The 13,688-nt window shown below is 48.9% G+C and carries 11 protein-coding genes; 3 read left to right on the top strand and 8 right to left on the bottom strand.

Going from position 1 to position 13,688, the window contains the following annotated elements:
• Positions 1-68 precede the first annotated feature (68 nt).
• Positions 69-1,850 (bottom strand): aspartate--tRNA ligase, encoded by a 1,782-nt coding sequence (gene aspS / locus CZ379_RS11860; RefSeq protein WP_110931806.1) that lies wholly within the window; start codon positions 1,848-1,850, stop codon positions 69-71.
• A gap of 128 nt (positions 1,851-1,978) precedes the next feature.
• Here aspS and CZ379_RS11855 point away from each other — a divergent pair, with 128 nt between their 5' ends.
• Complete coding sequence (locus CZ379_RS11855) at positions 1,979-2,356, top strand: hypothetical protein (protein WP_110931805.1); 378 nt, start codon at positions 1,979-1,981, stop codon at positions 2,354-2,356.
• A gap of 93 nt (positions 2,357-2,449) precedes the next feature.
• Here the strand turns inward: CZ379_RS11855 and hisS are convergent, their stop codons facing one another.
• The 6 genes from hisS to CZ379_RS11830 all read right to left on the bottom strand — a co-directional run bounded on the left by hisS (position 2,450) and on the right by CZ379_RS11830 (position 8,424).
• Positions 2,450-3,694: a histidine--tRNA ligase gene (gene hisS / locus CZ379_RS11850; protein ID WP_110931804.1), complete on the bottom strand. Its 1,245-nt coding sequence runs from the start codon at positions 3,692-3,694 to the stop codon at positions 2,450-2,452.
• Between the two features lie 625 nt (positions 3,695-4,319).
• Positions 4,320-4,784 (bottom strand): hypothetical protein, encoded by a 465-nt coding sequence (locus CZ379_RS11845; RefSeq protein WP_110931803.1) that lies wholly within the window; start codon positions 4,782-4,784, stop codon positions 4,320-4,322.
• A gap of 53 nt (positions 4,785-4,837) precedes the next feature.
• Complete coding sequence (locus tag CZ379_RS11840; protein ID WP_110931802.1) at positions 4,838-5,344, bottom strand: type 1 glutamine amidotransferase domain-containing protein; 507 nt, start codon at positions 5,342-5,344, stop codon at positions 4,838-4,840.
• 121 nt (positions 5,345-5,465) lie between these two features.
• The gene (locus tag CZ379_RS26165) at positions 5,466-5,633 is read right to left on the bottom strand and encodes a hypothetical protein (RefSeq protein WP_199925583.1); all 168 of its coding nucleotides are present in this window, start codon (positions 5,631-5,633) and stop codon (positions 5,466-5,468) included.
• A 110-nt stretch (positions 5,634-5,743) separates the two neighbouring features.
• Positions 5,744-6,208, bottom strand: coding sequence for a D-aminoacyl-tRNA deacylase (gene dtd / locus CZ379_RS11835; protein ID WP_110931801.1), 465 nt, complete (start codon positions 6,206-6,208; stop codon positions 5,744-5,746).
• Positions 6,209-6,246: 38 nt separating this feature from the next.
• The gene (locus CZ379_RS11830) at positions 6,247-8,424 is read right to left on the bottom strand and encodes a RelA/SpoT family protein (protein ID WP_110931800.1); all 2,178 of its coding nucleotides are present in this window, start codon (positions 8,422-8,424) and stop codon (positions 6,247-6,249) included.
• Positions 8,425-8,715: 291 nt separating this feature from the next.
• On the opposite strand from CZ379_RS11830, the gene CZ379_RS11825 reads away from it, so the two are divergent.
• Both CZ379_RS11825 and uraA read left to right on the top strand, forming a co-directional pair.
• Positions 8,716-9,066 carry a DUF4870 domain-containing protein gene (locus tag CZ379_RS11825; RefSeq protein WP_110931799.1) on the top strand — a complete coding sequence of 117 codons (351 nt, stop codon included), beginning with the start codon at positions 8,716-8,718 and terminating at the stop codon, positions 9,064-9,066.
• A gap of 161 nt (positions 9,067-9,227) precedes the next feature.
• Positions 9,228-10,511, top strand: coding sequence for a uracil permease (gene uraA, locus CZ379_RS11820; RefSeq protein WP_110931798.1), 1,284 nt, complete (start codon positions 9,228-9,230; stop codon positions 10,509-10,511).
• A 112-nt stretch (positions 10,512-10,623) separates the two neighbouring features.
• Here the strand turns inward: uraA and CZ379_RS11815 are convergent, their stop codons facing one another.
• Positions 10,624-13,461 (bottom strand): glycosyl hydrolase, encoded by a 2,838-nt coding sequence (locus CZ379_RS11815; protein WP_407668662.1) that lies wholly within the window; start codon positions 13,459-13,461, stop codon positions 10,624-10,626.
• Positions 13,462-13,688 lie beyond the last annotated feature (227 nt).

Below are 13,688 nucleotides of genomic sequence, written 5' to 3'. Positions count from 1 at the left end.
TCCTTCATGGAAGCAGAAACGGGCTACGGCCTCCTATCAGGGAGCCGTACCCGTTCCTTGCTAAAGTATTATTGTTTTTTATCTTCAGCCGGTTTTACAGCCAGTTTAATATGAAGCTGCTCCAATTGAGGCGCGTCGACTTCGGATGGTGCGTTCATAAGCAGATCTGTCGCGCTTGCCGTCTTCGGAAATGCAATTGTCTCGCGCAGATTGTTGCGGCCAGCCAGTAGCATGACAAGACGGTCGAATCCGAAGGCTACGCCGCCATGCGGAGGAGTACCGTAGTCAAAGGCGTCTAGAAGGAAGCCGAATTTCTCCTGCGCTTCTTCTGGGGACAAGCCGATTGCTTTGAACATTTTTTCCTGAACGTCGCGTTTGTAAATCCGCATCGATCCGCCGCCCACTTCGTATCCATTGAGCACAAGGTCATAGGCTTGGGCTAGAATTTTGCCCGGATCTGTATCGAACAATGCGATATCCTCATCGCGAGGACGCGTAAACGGATGATGCTCAGCGACATAGCGCTTCTGATCCTCATCCCAACCAAGCAGCGGGAAGTCGACAACCCATGCGAATTTGTACACATTATCGTCGATAAGACCGAGATCGCGACCGATTTTAAGGCGAAGGTTGCCGAGAACATCAGCTACGACCTTCTTGGTATCTGCGGAGAAGAGCAAGAGGTCTCCTTCTTCTGCGCCTGTACGCTCTCTCAGCGCTTCAATTTCCTGTTCGGTGAAAAACTTAACGATCGGTCCGCGGAATTCGCCTTCCTTCACTTGAATCCAAGCAAGACCCTTTGCTCCGTACCGAGCTGCAAACGGCCCCAGATCATCGATTTCCTTGCGGCTCCATGTGCCGCAGCCTTTAGCGTTAAGCACTTTAACCTCGCCGCCCTTTTCGATGACGGAAGAGAATACTTTAACGCCACAAGTAGAAACGATGTCGTTAACTTCGATCAATTCCAGGCCAAAACGCAGGTCAGGCTTGTCGGAACCGTATTTGCCCATCGCTTCTGCATAGGTCAAGCGTTGGAATGGTGTAGGAATATCGACTCCCTTTGTTTCTTTGAACAGACGTACCACGAGTCTCTCCATCATGTCCAGCAATTCGTCACGGGACAGGAATGAGGTCTCGATGTCCACCTGAGTGAATTCAGGCTGGCGGTCAGCACGAAGATCCTCGTCTCGGAAGCAGCGAGCGATTTGATAGTATCGCTCTACGCCGCTGACCATCAACAGTTGCTTGTACAACTGCGGCGATTGCGGCAGGGCGAAGAACTCGCCCGCATGCACCCGGCTTGGTACGAGATAATCACGCGCACCTTCCGGAGAGCTCTTCGTCAGAATCGGGGTTTCCACTTCGATAAATCCTTCCCCGTCGAGGAAGTCGCGGAATACTTTCGCCGCTTTGGAGCGAAGCAATAATGTTTTTTGCATTTCTGGACGACGCAGATCCAGGTAACGATATTTCAAGCGGATGGACTCGTCTACTTCTACACCGTCTTCAATGAAGAACGGAGGTGTTTTTGCCGCATTCAACACTTCGATTTCCGTAATTTGAATCTCAATTTCCCCTGTCGGCAGGTTCGGGTTCACCGTCTCGGGATCCCGCTGTACTACTTTACCTTGAACGGCAAGGACGTATTCGCTGCGCACTTTATCGGCAATATCCAGCGCTTGGCCGGAATAAGCAGGGTTGAATACGATCTGCACGATACCGCTGCGGTCGCGGAGGTCGATGAACAGGACGCCTCCGAGGTCACGGCGGGTTTGCACCCAGCCGTTCAGGGTTACAGTTTCTCCAATATGCGCGGCGCTAAGCGATCCGCAATGATGAGTACGATTCATGGATTTATGGCTCCTTCATTTAGTATATTCCCAACCCACCCAAACCCTCCCTTACCGTAAGGGAGGGCCCCCGAGGGCTCGCTGCCCTCGGGACTCCCGCAAACTGGAGTAACGTAGGAGGTGAAGAGGTGCTCCTGCAGCCGCTGTTCCCTTCGGGAATGCGCTGGGTTGGTGTATGGAACGCTTTTCCCCCTTCGGGTACGTCTTACTTTTGGCGCTCCCGGGTTACCTGGCAAACACGCTGCATAGTTCTTCTGCTTTCGGCTCACCTGGGCATGGTATGGTGCTATCAGCCGCTTGCCGCCCTGACGGGCCCGCTTTACGCCGGCGCTCCTGCGATTGGGGCTATAATTGCTACGGGAGTGCGTATTGGCGGTACTACCGAGCTTAGTGGGCGCTGTCCCCTTTGGGGATTCGCTCACACTGGTGCAGGGCAATGGGTTCTTGCGGGTTGCGCTCTCTCCTGCGGAGATACGCTTGCTAAGATGCAAAGCTTCTACTGCTAACAGCATGGCTTACGGCTCTTACTTCTGCTTTCTTCTAAGGAGACGCTCTCCCCTTACGGGGATTCGCTCACCATGATGCAGGGCAACTGCTGCCTACTTCAGCTCGTTCACAAGCTCAGCGAGCTTGACGGTGCGCTGCTCGCCGGTCTCCATCGACTTAAGGGCGATTTCGCCCCGCTCCAGCTCATCATCGCCAAGGATGGCGGTGTAACGAGCTTTCATTCGGTCAGCGGACTTCATTTGCGCCTTCATTTTGCGGCCTAGGTAGTCGCGTTCAGCAGTAAATCCGGCCTGACGCAGCTTGAACAACAGTGACGTAATTTCCTTATCAGCGGCTTCACCTAGGGCGACAAGATAGACATCGAGCGGTTTCTCCGCAGAGACGCTAATCCCTTGCTTTTCCAGGATAAGCGCGATTCGCTCAAGGCCGATAGCAAAGCCAATGCCTGGTTGGTCAGGGCCGCCCACATCAGCGACAAGACCGTTATAGCGCCCTCCTCCCCCAATCGTATCGATCGCTCCGATGCCTTGGGCTTTATATTCAAACGCGGTGTGCGTGTAATAGTCCAGGCCGCGCACGAGACGATGGTTAATAACATACTCAATTCCCATCGCCGTAAGCAACTCCTGCACTTCAGCAAAATGCGCGGTGCACTCTTCATCAAGGCTGTCCAGAATGGAAGGGGCATCCGCAAACTTGTCCTGATCCACCTTGCAATCGAGCACACGCATCGGATTGCGCTCAATCCGGGACTGGCAATCCTTGCACAGCTCATCTTTCATCGGCATGAGGAATCCGAGCAGCTTGTCGCGGTAGGCGGCGCGGCTTGCCGGATTGCCGACGGAGTTCAGCTCAACCTTAACTTCCTGTAAGCCAAGCTCTCGGCAGTACTGGTATCCAAGAGCTACCACCTCAGCATCTATCGCCGGATCAAAGGCGCCGAATACTTCTACGCCGTATTGATGGAACTGACGCTGGCGACCAGCCTGCGGGCGCTCATAACGAAACATAGGGCCGATATAATACAGCTTGGTTACGTCCGGTTCGCCATACAGCTTGTTCTCGACATAAGAGCGAACGACGCCCGCCGTTCCTTCCGGCCGCAGCGTCATGCTACGATCCCCCTTGTCGATGAATGTGTACATTTCTTTTTCGACAATATCCGTCGTTTCTCCGACTCCGCGTTCAAACAATGTTGTCTGTTCGAAGATCGGGGTGCGAATTTCCTTGTAATTGAATCGACGGCACAAATCTCTGGCTTTCTCTTCAATGAATTGCCACTTTTCTACAGTACCGGGCAGTATATCCTGCGTGCCTGTCGGTTTTTGAAAAGCCATGTCCCATCCCTCCATCTAACATCATATTAAGCTGTGAAAATAAAAAACTCCCGTCCCTGTTCATAAATCAAACAGGGACGAGAGATCATTTACCAAATCACCCGTGGTGCCACCCACATTCCGATTGCCGTTAGCTGCTGTCCGGGAACAAAGTTCTTGATCATTCATTCCCGTCCAGAAAACGGTATTCGCTTTATGCGGTTAACGCCCGCCTACGCCGCTCGGCTACTCTGCTGCTATTTCGCCGTCGGTTCTCAGGGAAGTCTTTCGTTCAATCATCACCAGAATCCTTCCAGCCAGTCATGATCAGCATATGATTCCGAGTCAAGCTCAAAACAATCATACACCCTCCTACCGGGATTCCTCTCTGTGGATGTGGGGCTGAATTACTTTCTCCCGTCATCGAATAAAAGTATTAAAGAAATTACGTATATTTTTAGATTTTAAGGAACCCCTCACACAAAGTCAAGCCTTCCAAAGAAAAAGACCTGCTACCAACGGGGTGCAGGTCCAAAAAGTATATATTAAAAGGGGGTCATGCTGTTATTATAAACAAGCTATGTTAAAGGAACATGAAAGTAATATTACAGTTATATTACATAAACGAAAGCGATTTATTTCGCGCTTATTTTTCATCAAGCTGCGCTACATAGGCACCCTGAGAGCGCAGTTTATGGACAGCAGCATCGTAATCCTTGTCCTGAACCTTAACGCTCAGAACATATTTCAAGCTGTCATAATCCTCGTCGCCAAAATCATTCAGGTCAACGACAGAATCCGATTCATACCTGTTCCTTCTATTTTCGATTTGTTCCTCATTTTCATCCTCGCCGGTTATAGGACCGTCAGGCCCTACGACCGGAATGATACCTTGTCCTCCCGCCGCCCCGGGATAACCTACCGCGCCGTAAGTGCCTCCTGTCGCACTATTGTTGACAGGGACGAACGGAACAAGTATGCCGCTGTCGCCTCCGATCGATTGTTCCAGGCGTCCCACCTCGACTTGCTCCGTCTCAAACGAGAGCAGGCTCGTCCTTGCTCCCTCCGCCTGATCCTCACTCCTAAAATAGGCTTGAATATGCTTGGCCATGTCGATCTCTCCTTATCATCCAATGATCGGGAAAGAACTGGCTTCCCCGTCAATTACAACACATTTAGAATTTCACGTACAAAGGCTGGTTCATCCTTGGGTGTTCGAGAAGTAATATAGTTGCCTTCGACGACAACCTCCTGATCTTTGAATTCAGCTCCAGCATTGATCACATCGTCTTTTAGCGGAGGGTAGCATGTGATCGTGCGGCCCTTCAATAGGTCGGCACTAATCAATATTTGCGGGCCATGGCAAATGGCAGCGATCGTTTTTTGAGCCTCATTCGCCTCTTTAACAAATTGCAGTATCCCCTCGCTTAAGCGAAGATTTTCGGGAGATGAACCGCCAGGAATGACCACGGCGTCATAATCCGCCACTTTGACATCAGTAATAGCTTTATCCGCCTGATATTCAGCTTTTCCTTGCTTCCCCTTCAACGTCTCCCCTTCTTTAAGGCCGATAATGTCAGCTTCATGTCCCGCCTTCTTCACCTCGTCATATGGAACCTGCATTTCAGAATCCTCAAAGTCGTTAGCCAGTAAAAAAGCTACCTTACTCATGGCATTCCTCTCCTTCCAGTGTTTTTGTTCTCGCATGTTATTACCCGGAACGGCATTCTTTATAACAAGGCACTAACGTCCCGAATTCGCCGTCTCCATGTAAAAGAGAGCCGATTTGGCTCTAGCTTCCGGAACGGGGGACTAGCTCCCGCCCCGGCTTAAACTCCAGCTGAATCCACTCGTACTCCTCAGTCCTGGCTGTGCGAGACAGCATGCGAGCTTCAGTTCGATCTCCCGCTGGAATAAGCGAAGGATATTTCCATTGAGTAGCCTTTAGAGACTGTCGCATGAGAAGAACTCCTTTATCAAATATGAGGCTGTGCAATTTTTAGGAAAAAAAATACGATCTCTCTTCTCCAGAATGCCCTGAAAAGAGAAATCGTATTCTAGTTCTTGACGCTACGGCGTTTCCGCCTTTGGCGGTTGATGGCTTTCCAGCATTAAAGTTACAGGGCCCCAATTCGTCAGTTGCACGTCCATATCTGCGCCGAATTCACCCGTCTCGACCACCAAGCCTTTATCGCGAAGCAAACGGTTAAAATGCTCGTACAGCGGCTCAGCTGCATCCGGCCTTGCTGCAGCAACGAAGCTCGGTCGCTTGCCCTTGCGGCAATCCCCGTACAAGGTAAACTGGGACACCGACAATATTGCTCCACCAATATCCGTTACGCTCCGGTTCATCTTGCCTTCATCGTCTTGAAAAATCCGCAGTCCGGCGATTTTATCCGCCAGGTACGCCGCCTCTTTCTCGGTGTCCTCATGCGTGATGCCGACGAGCAGCATTAAGCCGGGCCCAATCTGACCGATCACGGATTCATCAACCGTAACCTTCGCCTCCTTGCAGCGCTGCACAACAATTCTCATCGATTCATATCTCCTTTATTTCCAACCCTGCACCTGAATTACTGCATAATGCGGTGAACTGTATATACATCCTGAACTCGTTTGATCTTCTCCACGACAGAATGAAGATGGTCTGTGTTGCGAATGAGAATCGTCATATGGATGAGCGCCATCTTATTCTTATCCGCACGTCCGGAAACCGCAGAAATATTTGTTTTGCTCTCCGAAACGGCTTGCAGCACCTCATTTAAGAAGTTGCGGCGATCATGCCCAGTAATTTCAATATCGACGCTATAGTTCGCTTCAACCGCACTTTCCCATTCCACTTCGATGACGCGTGCTGCTTCTTCCCCGTCGTTCGCAGTAGGAATGTTCGGACAATCGCTTCGGTGAACGGAAACTCCGCGGCCCCGGGTAATATAGCCGATGATATCGTCTCCCGGCACCGGATTGCAGCATCTGGCAAATCGAACAAGCAAATTATCGATGCCTTTAACAACGACCCCGTTCGTTGGCCGGGATCTTCGCACCTCGGGTGGAGCCTTAACTTCCTTGACTTCAGAGGTCAACTCGATTTGCTCTGCCTCTTCCTGCTCTTTGCGCAGCTTCTCCGTCAGCTTGGTCACAACTTGGGATGCCGTGATCCCCCCGAAACCGATGGCGGACAGCATATCCTCAACATCGTTGAAGGCATACTTCTTCGCAGCTTCAAGCAGTTTATCCTCCGTCATAAATTGCGGAGCATCAAGGCCTGCGCGTTTCAATTCACGCTCGATAGCATCGCGGCCCTTCTCCACATTCTCTTCCCGCTTCTCCTTCTTAAACCACTGCTTGATTTTACTGCGGGCATGGGAGGACTGGGCGATCTTGAGCCAGTCCTGACTCGGTCCATAAGAATGCTTCGACGTCAGAATCTCGACAATATCGCCTGTCTTAAGCTTATGATCCAGCGGAACAATCCGTCCATTCACCTTAGCCCCGATCGTCCGATTGCCCACCTCGGTATGAATACGATAGGCAAAGTCAAGCGGTACGGAGCCCTTCGGCAGCTCTATCACTTCCCCCGATGGGGTGAAGACAAATACAAGGTCGGAGAAAAAGTCCATCTTTAACGACTCTACGAACTCCGAAGCATCCTTGGCTTCATGCTGCAGCTCCAATATTTCACGGAAGAACGTCATTTTGTTCTCCGGCGTGGCCGCGTCCGTTCCTTCTTTATACGCCCAGTGGGCGGCAATCCCGTATTCCGCAGTCCGGTGCATTTCCTTCGTACGGATTTGAACCTCAGTAGGCTCTCCAGTCGGGCCCACAACGGTGGTATGCAGAGACTGATACATATTGGCCTTCGGCATGGCGATATAGTCCTTAAACCGCCCAGGCATCGGCTTCCAAAGGGTATGGATAATCCCCAAGGTAGCGTAACAGTCTTTAATATTGTTTACGATAATCCGAATAGCCAGCAAATCATAAATTTCATTAAACTGCTTGTTCTTCGTCGTCATCTTCTTGTAGACGCTGTAGATGTGTTTCGGACGACCCGATAGCTCTGCTTCAACGCCCATCTCATCCAGCTTCTCCTGAATTTTGGCGATGACATTCTTAATGAATTCCTCCCGCTCAGCCCGCTTCTTGTGCATCAGATTGGCAATCCGATAATATTGCTGCGGGTTTAAGTAACGGAGGGAAATATCCTCCATCTCCCACTTGATCGCCGAGATCCCAAGCCGATGGGCGATAGGACAAAAAATCTCCAATGTCTCATAGGCAATGCGGCGCTGACTTTCCTCGGATTGAAATTTTAGCGTCCGCATGTTATGCAGGCGATCCGCGAGCTTAATGACAATCACCCGGATGTCCTGTGCCATGGCAATGAACATTTTTCGATAGTTTTCATTTTGCTGTTCTTCCTTGGATTGAAACTTAATGCGCTCCAGCTTGGTTAGCCCGTCAACAAGCATGGCACAATCGCTGCCGAAGTGATCATGAATTTCCTTCAAGGAAACGGTCGTATCTTCAACGACATCATGAAGCAAGGCCGCAATAATAGAAAGAACATCCATTTGCATGCCCACGACAATTTCCGCAACCGCGAGCGGATGCAGAATATAAGGTTCACCGGATTTCCTCAGCTGTCCATGATGGGCTTGTTCCGCGAAGTCATATGCTTCCCGAATGCGCTTGAGATCCGGTTCTTTAATGTAAGAAGACGCCTTTTCGAGTAATCGCTCTATGCCCATTGAATCCGATTCGTTTCCTTTCTATATAAAATAAGGCTGTATTACATCACGTAAAAGGGCACTTTTTGCCCCATTTTGATTTCCTATAATTATGACTCCTGCGTCCACTTACGTCAACCATTGCGCTAGGAGAGTAAATATAAACTTATTTCCTTCCCCATTTTTCTATAACGTTGTTTTATTAAATATTTTCTAAAAATTTTGTAGATTAAACAGGAATTAGTTTCATTCATAGCGAATATTTTTTATTTAGCAAAATACATATTGTTACTAAGGAGGTTTTTTATACTTATGAACGAACCGCACATTGACGCTTCATCCACCAACCTTGATCCGAAAGTCGCCGGTTTACTATGTTATGCGCTCACCTTTATTACGGGAATTATTTTTCTCGTCATTGAGAAGCAAAGCCGATTTGTTAAATTCCATGCCATGCAATCGATTATCGTATTCGGCCTGCTGACTGTCGTCAACATCTTTTTCTCCTGGATCCCTTTTATCGGCCCGTTCGTCTCCTTTCTCGTCGGCGCGCTATCTTTCGTGCTCTGGATCGTGCTCATGCTTTTGGCTCTGCAAGGAAAATGGTTCAAAGTACCCTACCTTGGCGATTTCGCCGAGCAGCAAGCGAATAATTTTAAGTAGCTCTCATATCTTTGTCTTGACCCGAAGCTCGCCGGACGGCGAATTCCGGGTCTTTTTTAATAAAATTTAGAACTGTATAATATTTTATGTTGAAAAATGCGGACAATGTCATTATCCTAGTAAGGATAACTAAATACGAACGTTTAGAGGAGTGACCCTGTTTGCAACGCGAAATTCAAGTTAATGAGAAAGTTCCTTTCGGGCCTGGTGTTCTGCTAAGTATGCAGCACCTTTTTGCTATGTTCGGCAGCACCGTTCTTGTACCGAATATATTCAAAGTGGATCCGGCGATGATCCTGCTTATGAACGGGATCGGAACGCTGCTGTATATCCTGATTTGTAAAGCAAAAATTCCTGCTTACCTCGGATCGAGCTTTGCTTTTCTTTCCCCGGTCGGCGTAGTTTTGGCTACTCACCCGGGTGCGGGCTATTCTTACGCATTAGGTGCTTTTATCGTAACGGGCTTGATTTTTATCGCTGTCGCCCTTCTCATCAAGTTTGCTGGTACAGGCTGGATCGACGTTGTATTCCCTCCGGCAGCTATGGGGGCGATCGTAGCGCTGATCGGGCTGGAGCTGATTCCGGTTGCTGCCGGCATGGCTGGCTTGATCAATTCTGATCCGACCCAAGCCTGGACGCCGAATTCGACGGATATTATGCTATCCCTCGTTACGCTCGGGGTCACGGTTCTCGGGGCTGTTTTGTTCCGCGGCTTCCCGAAGATCATTCACATCCTCATTGGCATCGTCGTCGGGTACGGCCTGGCTTATTCCCTAGGCAAGGTTAATACAGAGGCCATCGCAGCTGCCCCATGGCTTTCCATGCCAACCGTTACAACACCGCAATGGAATCTATCCGCGATCATTACGATCATTCCAGTAGCGCTGGTCGTTATTGTTGAGCATATCGGGCATTTGCTAGTGACAAGCAACATCGTGGGCAAAGACCTGTCCAAAGATCCCGGCTTGCACCGCTCCTTGCTCGGTAACGGAATATCGACCGTGTTATCCGGATTTGTCGGATCGACACCGAACACGACTTATGGAGAAAATATCGGCGTTATGGCCCTGACGAAGGTTTACTCGATCTTTGTCATCGGCGGCGCAGCCATCTTTGCCATTCTGCTCTCGTTCTCCGGTAAATTTTCGGCGATGATCGCATTTATTCCTACACCGGTTATGGGCGGAGTATCTCTACTGCTATTCGGAGTTATCGCCGCTTCCGGACTGCGCATATTCGTAGAGCAGAAGGTCGATTTCTCCCGGCCAACGAACATGCTGCTGGCTACCATCGTTCTCGTCATCGGTCTTAGCGGCGCAACGCTAAAAATGGGAGATGTGGAGTTGAGAGGTATGGCGCTAGCTACCATCATCGGTATTTTGATGAGCTTGTTCTTTAAGCTGATCGATGTGCTGGGCATTTCCAACGAGAAGGAGGCTCATTAAGGCACGAGGAAGGCTTATCAATATATCAAGTAAGAAAGGTCGAGTAGGAAATAATTACATTCCTGACTCGACCTTTTGTTACAAGCTTCGCATGCTTTCCTTTTCAGATTAGTTAATTCGTGTACGTATAATGAGGAGAATCATACTGTGGCCCTGATTTCTCATACGTAAACCAATAATCTACTACGTCCCCAGCCTGTAATCCTCCGATACTCTGCTCCCAAATACCGTTATGATTCGCCATTCGGTAATTAAGCTGCTGACCTCCCGATAAGGTGTAATGAATATCAACGTAGAGCGCTGGCGTTGTAGGAATGAAGACTATCCTGATCTCTGAAGCAGAATACCGATTTACATCAACTGCATATTCATCCGTAACTATCTCCCCACTACCTTCATCAGATGGGGCTGTCGTAACATCAACACTATTGCTGGCTAGAGAAATATTCCCTGCTGCGTCCTTTGCCTTGACCGAAAAAGTATAAGCTTTATTCGGTGCCAGCCCGCTAACTACTGCTGTCGTCTCCGACACCTCGGCTATTAGGCTGCTTCCGCTATATACTTCATATCCCGTCACACCAACATTATCTCTTGACGCCTCCCAGTTTAAACTGACCGTTGTCGCTGTTTTTCCCGTGACATTCAAGCCGACAGGAGCTGTTGGAGCCATCGTATCTGGGCCTTCACCGCCCTCACCTCCGCCATTTCCGACATTAAAGCTGTTCGGCTGTACGGTAACATGATGCCCATCCGAGAAACGAACCGTCTTCACGCTGCTCGTCATATTGTAGACTACATAGGTCTTCACGCCATTCTTATTGAACACCGCATAGATCGGATAATCTGCCGTAACCGTGGCATCCGCATGACCTAACGCATCTAAATTATGAATCCAGTGATACGCATTCGCCTTAGAGTTCCCTGCCTCCGGAATTAGTTGAGATACGCGGGCACTGAATTTAGCTTTGGCATCCGCAGGATCGGAAATCGACCGGTACATATACACGAGATCTTCCCAAGGACTAAAATTACCACCGCTCTCTGATAAAAGCGCACTGTAATTTCTCTCCGCATATTCAGGATATTGCGTCAAATAAAGCGATACGGATGTGATTGGCAGCCAGTTGATGCCATGAACTTCCGTTGGATTGTCGGTCCACCAAGTTGCATCGCCCACTGTCTTGCCTCCCCAAACCATGCTAGCCGTCTCTTTAGTAAATCCTGCCGGGAAATTCGTATTATGCACATCAAACCAGTATTCATTAATCGCATTCATTTCCGTTACATATTGATAAATTCCCGCATCGCGAATCGTTTTATTTCCTGTGGCCTCTCCCCACAAGATAAGTCCTGCCCAAGCATTCATAGCTTCCGACGATGATTCATTATTATTACCGTCCCCGAACTTGGCATGCCCGGAAGCCCACGAATGGCCGGCATAAGGATCAAAATTACGAAGATATGGGAACATGGAATCCCCGCGATCTACATTGGCCATATCACGTATAAGCAGCTCAATCATCCCGCCCCAACTAGCGTCGCTAGCCCAATCCTTATCTGCTCTGGCAATCTCCGCTGCAGCCTTGATGAAATACCCATAATGGAAATGATGATCATTCAGCTCATTGGCTGTTCCGTAGCTGTCAGGATAACCGATGATGGTACCCCAATTATCGTTGTAATAAAAAACATTGGATGCTTTCAAATTTCCCGAGGAATTACTCGCCTTTAACCAGTCCTCAAGAATACCTCTAATTTCCGATCGGAATTGAGCGGCTGCGGCCGAGTTGCCAACCTGATCAGCAATAGGAGCCAGTACAGCAAGCTTGCCTAAGCGCTTTCCCGTCCAATACGTATCCGTTGCTCCTGTATACTGCTCGGCTGCCGCCTCGTTTACATATTGATTTAAAATGTCTTTGTCATATGCCCCAAGATCCGGAAGCGCAGGCAGAACCCCGTTATATTTCATGATTGTTTGAAAAGTCGTCCCCTCCGCCGTCTTCATTTGACCGCGTACGGAAGGATACGTGTATGGAAGCGTCGATACCGGAGAATTCTTCCACTGATGCGGATAAAGAGCAAAGATCGTCCCGGATTGATTGCCTTCTTTAGCTACCGTACTAGCCGTGAAAGTGGTCGTTACTTCACTGGAAGCTTCGTTGTAGGAATAGTCCGCTTTGGTATCAGTGATATGGGAATAAGCGTATTCTTTAAATTTATTCAAGGTATCTACTGAGTTATCCGGAAGAACCGCAATGGAGAAATAGTCTTTGCCGTTTAGATGATTAGTCAGCGTATTGCTTCCAATACCGCTCCATGTGCTGCCTGTTGCACCAAACAAACCGTAATGCGCACCTTCAATTGTGACACCGAGAACAGAACTGCTGCTATTACCTGACCATACAGTCGGCGGCGTATAGAAATTCAGCTTCGGATCCCCTCCAGTAAAAGTAAAGTATACATACGGCGAACCATGTCCGTAGGATACGTTCATAGCACTGCTGCCTTGCTGGTACAGCGCCTTCACGAACCAATCGCTGAACCCATCGACTTTAGCGTCCGGGAAGGAGGCTGTGGCAGAATGGCTTACAGTGAAATCATGAATATCACTCATCCATCCAGCGACAAATCCTGGCTGAGCCGATATTCTTGCACCAGGATAGTAAATGCGCATGCCATCCTCTTGATTTTTCATCGCCAGAGGATGCGGATACTGAGCCTCGGAATGAGGATCCCATGCCAGGTTGCTCCACCAATCATTTGTAGGCATTTTACCAATAACGTTAGAGGTTTTGTATATACTGGATGGTGCATCTGTTGCTCCTGGGGGAAGTACCGTCGAATATGATCCTTTGCCTATAATCACTTCTCCTGAAAACGCATTCAAACTTGTCGCCCAAAGCGACATTCCTACGGCCATAACGAGCACATACGATAATAGCTTCTTCAATGGAACCCTCCTCAGGTATAATAGTTACAAGACTTCCGCATGCCTGACTAGCGAGTACTCCCCTATTGTTAGTCTCATACCACAGCAAGGTCAAGAAATTATTGCTATTTCCTAACTAAATAAGGCGAAAACACTAAAAAATAGCATTATTCGTAGTGCGAAACGTCCATAATCATTTTCGTAAACATTCCATTATCTTTCCAATTTTCAAAAAATCAAGCACAAAA

The organism is Paenibacillus bouchesdurhonensis, from assembly GCF_900155685.1.
GTDB classification, from domain to species: Bacteria; Bacillota; Bacilli; order Paenibacillales; family Paenibacillaceae; genus Fontibacillus; species Fontibacillus bouchesdurhonensis.
This window is presented reverse-complemented; position numbering and strand designations above follow the sequence as displayed.

Bases quoted from the DNA above. Each gene is read 5' to 3' on its own strand.
- CZ379_RS11830 (WP_110931800.1), bottom strand. From the start codon at position 8,424: ATGGGCATAGAGCGATTACTCGAAAAGGCGTCTTCTTACATTAAAGAA.
- CZ379_RS26165 (WP_199925583.1), bottom strand. From the start codon at position 5,633: ATGCGACAGTCTCTAAAGGCTACTCAATGGAAATATCCTTCGCTTATT.
- aspS (WP_110931806.1), bottom strand. From the start codon at position 1,850: ATGAATCGTACTCATCATTGCGGATCGCTTAGCGCCGCGCATATTGGA.
- hisS (WP_110931804.1), bottom strand. From the start codon at position 3,694: ATGGCTTTTCAAAAACCGACAGGCACGCAGGATATACTGCCCGGTACT.
- CZ379_RS11840 (WP_110931802.1), bottom strand. From the start codon at position 5,344: ATGAGTAAGGTAGCTTTTTTACTGGCTAACGACTTTGAGGATTCTGAA.
- CZ379_RS11825 (WP_110931799.1), top strand. From the start codon at position 8,716: ATGAACGAACCGCACATTGACGCTTCATCCACCAACCTTGATCCGAAA.
- CZ379_RS11845 (WP_110931803.1), bottom strand. From the start codon at position 4,784: ATGGCCAAGCATATTCAAGCCTATTTTAGGAGTGAGGATCAGGCGGAG.
- dtd (WP_110931801.1), bottom strand. From the start codon at position 6,208: ATGAGAATTGTTGTGCAGCGCTGCAAGGAGGCGAAGGTTACGGTTGAT.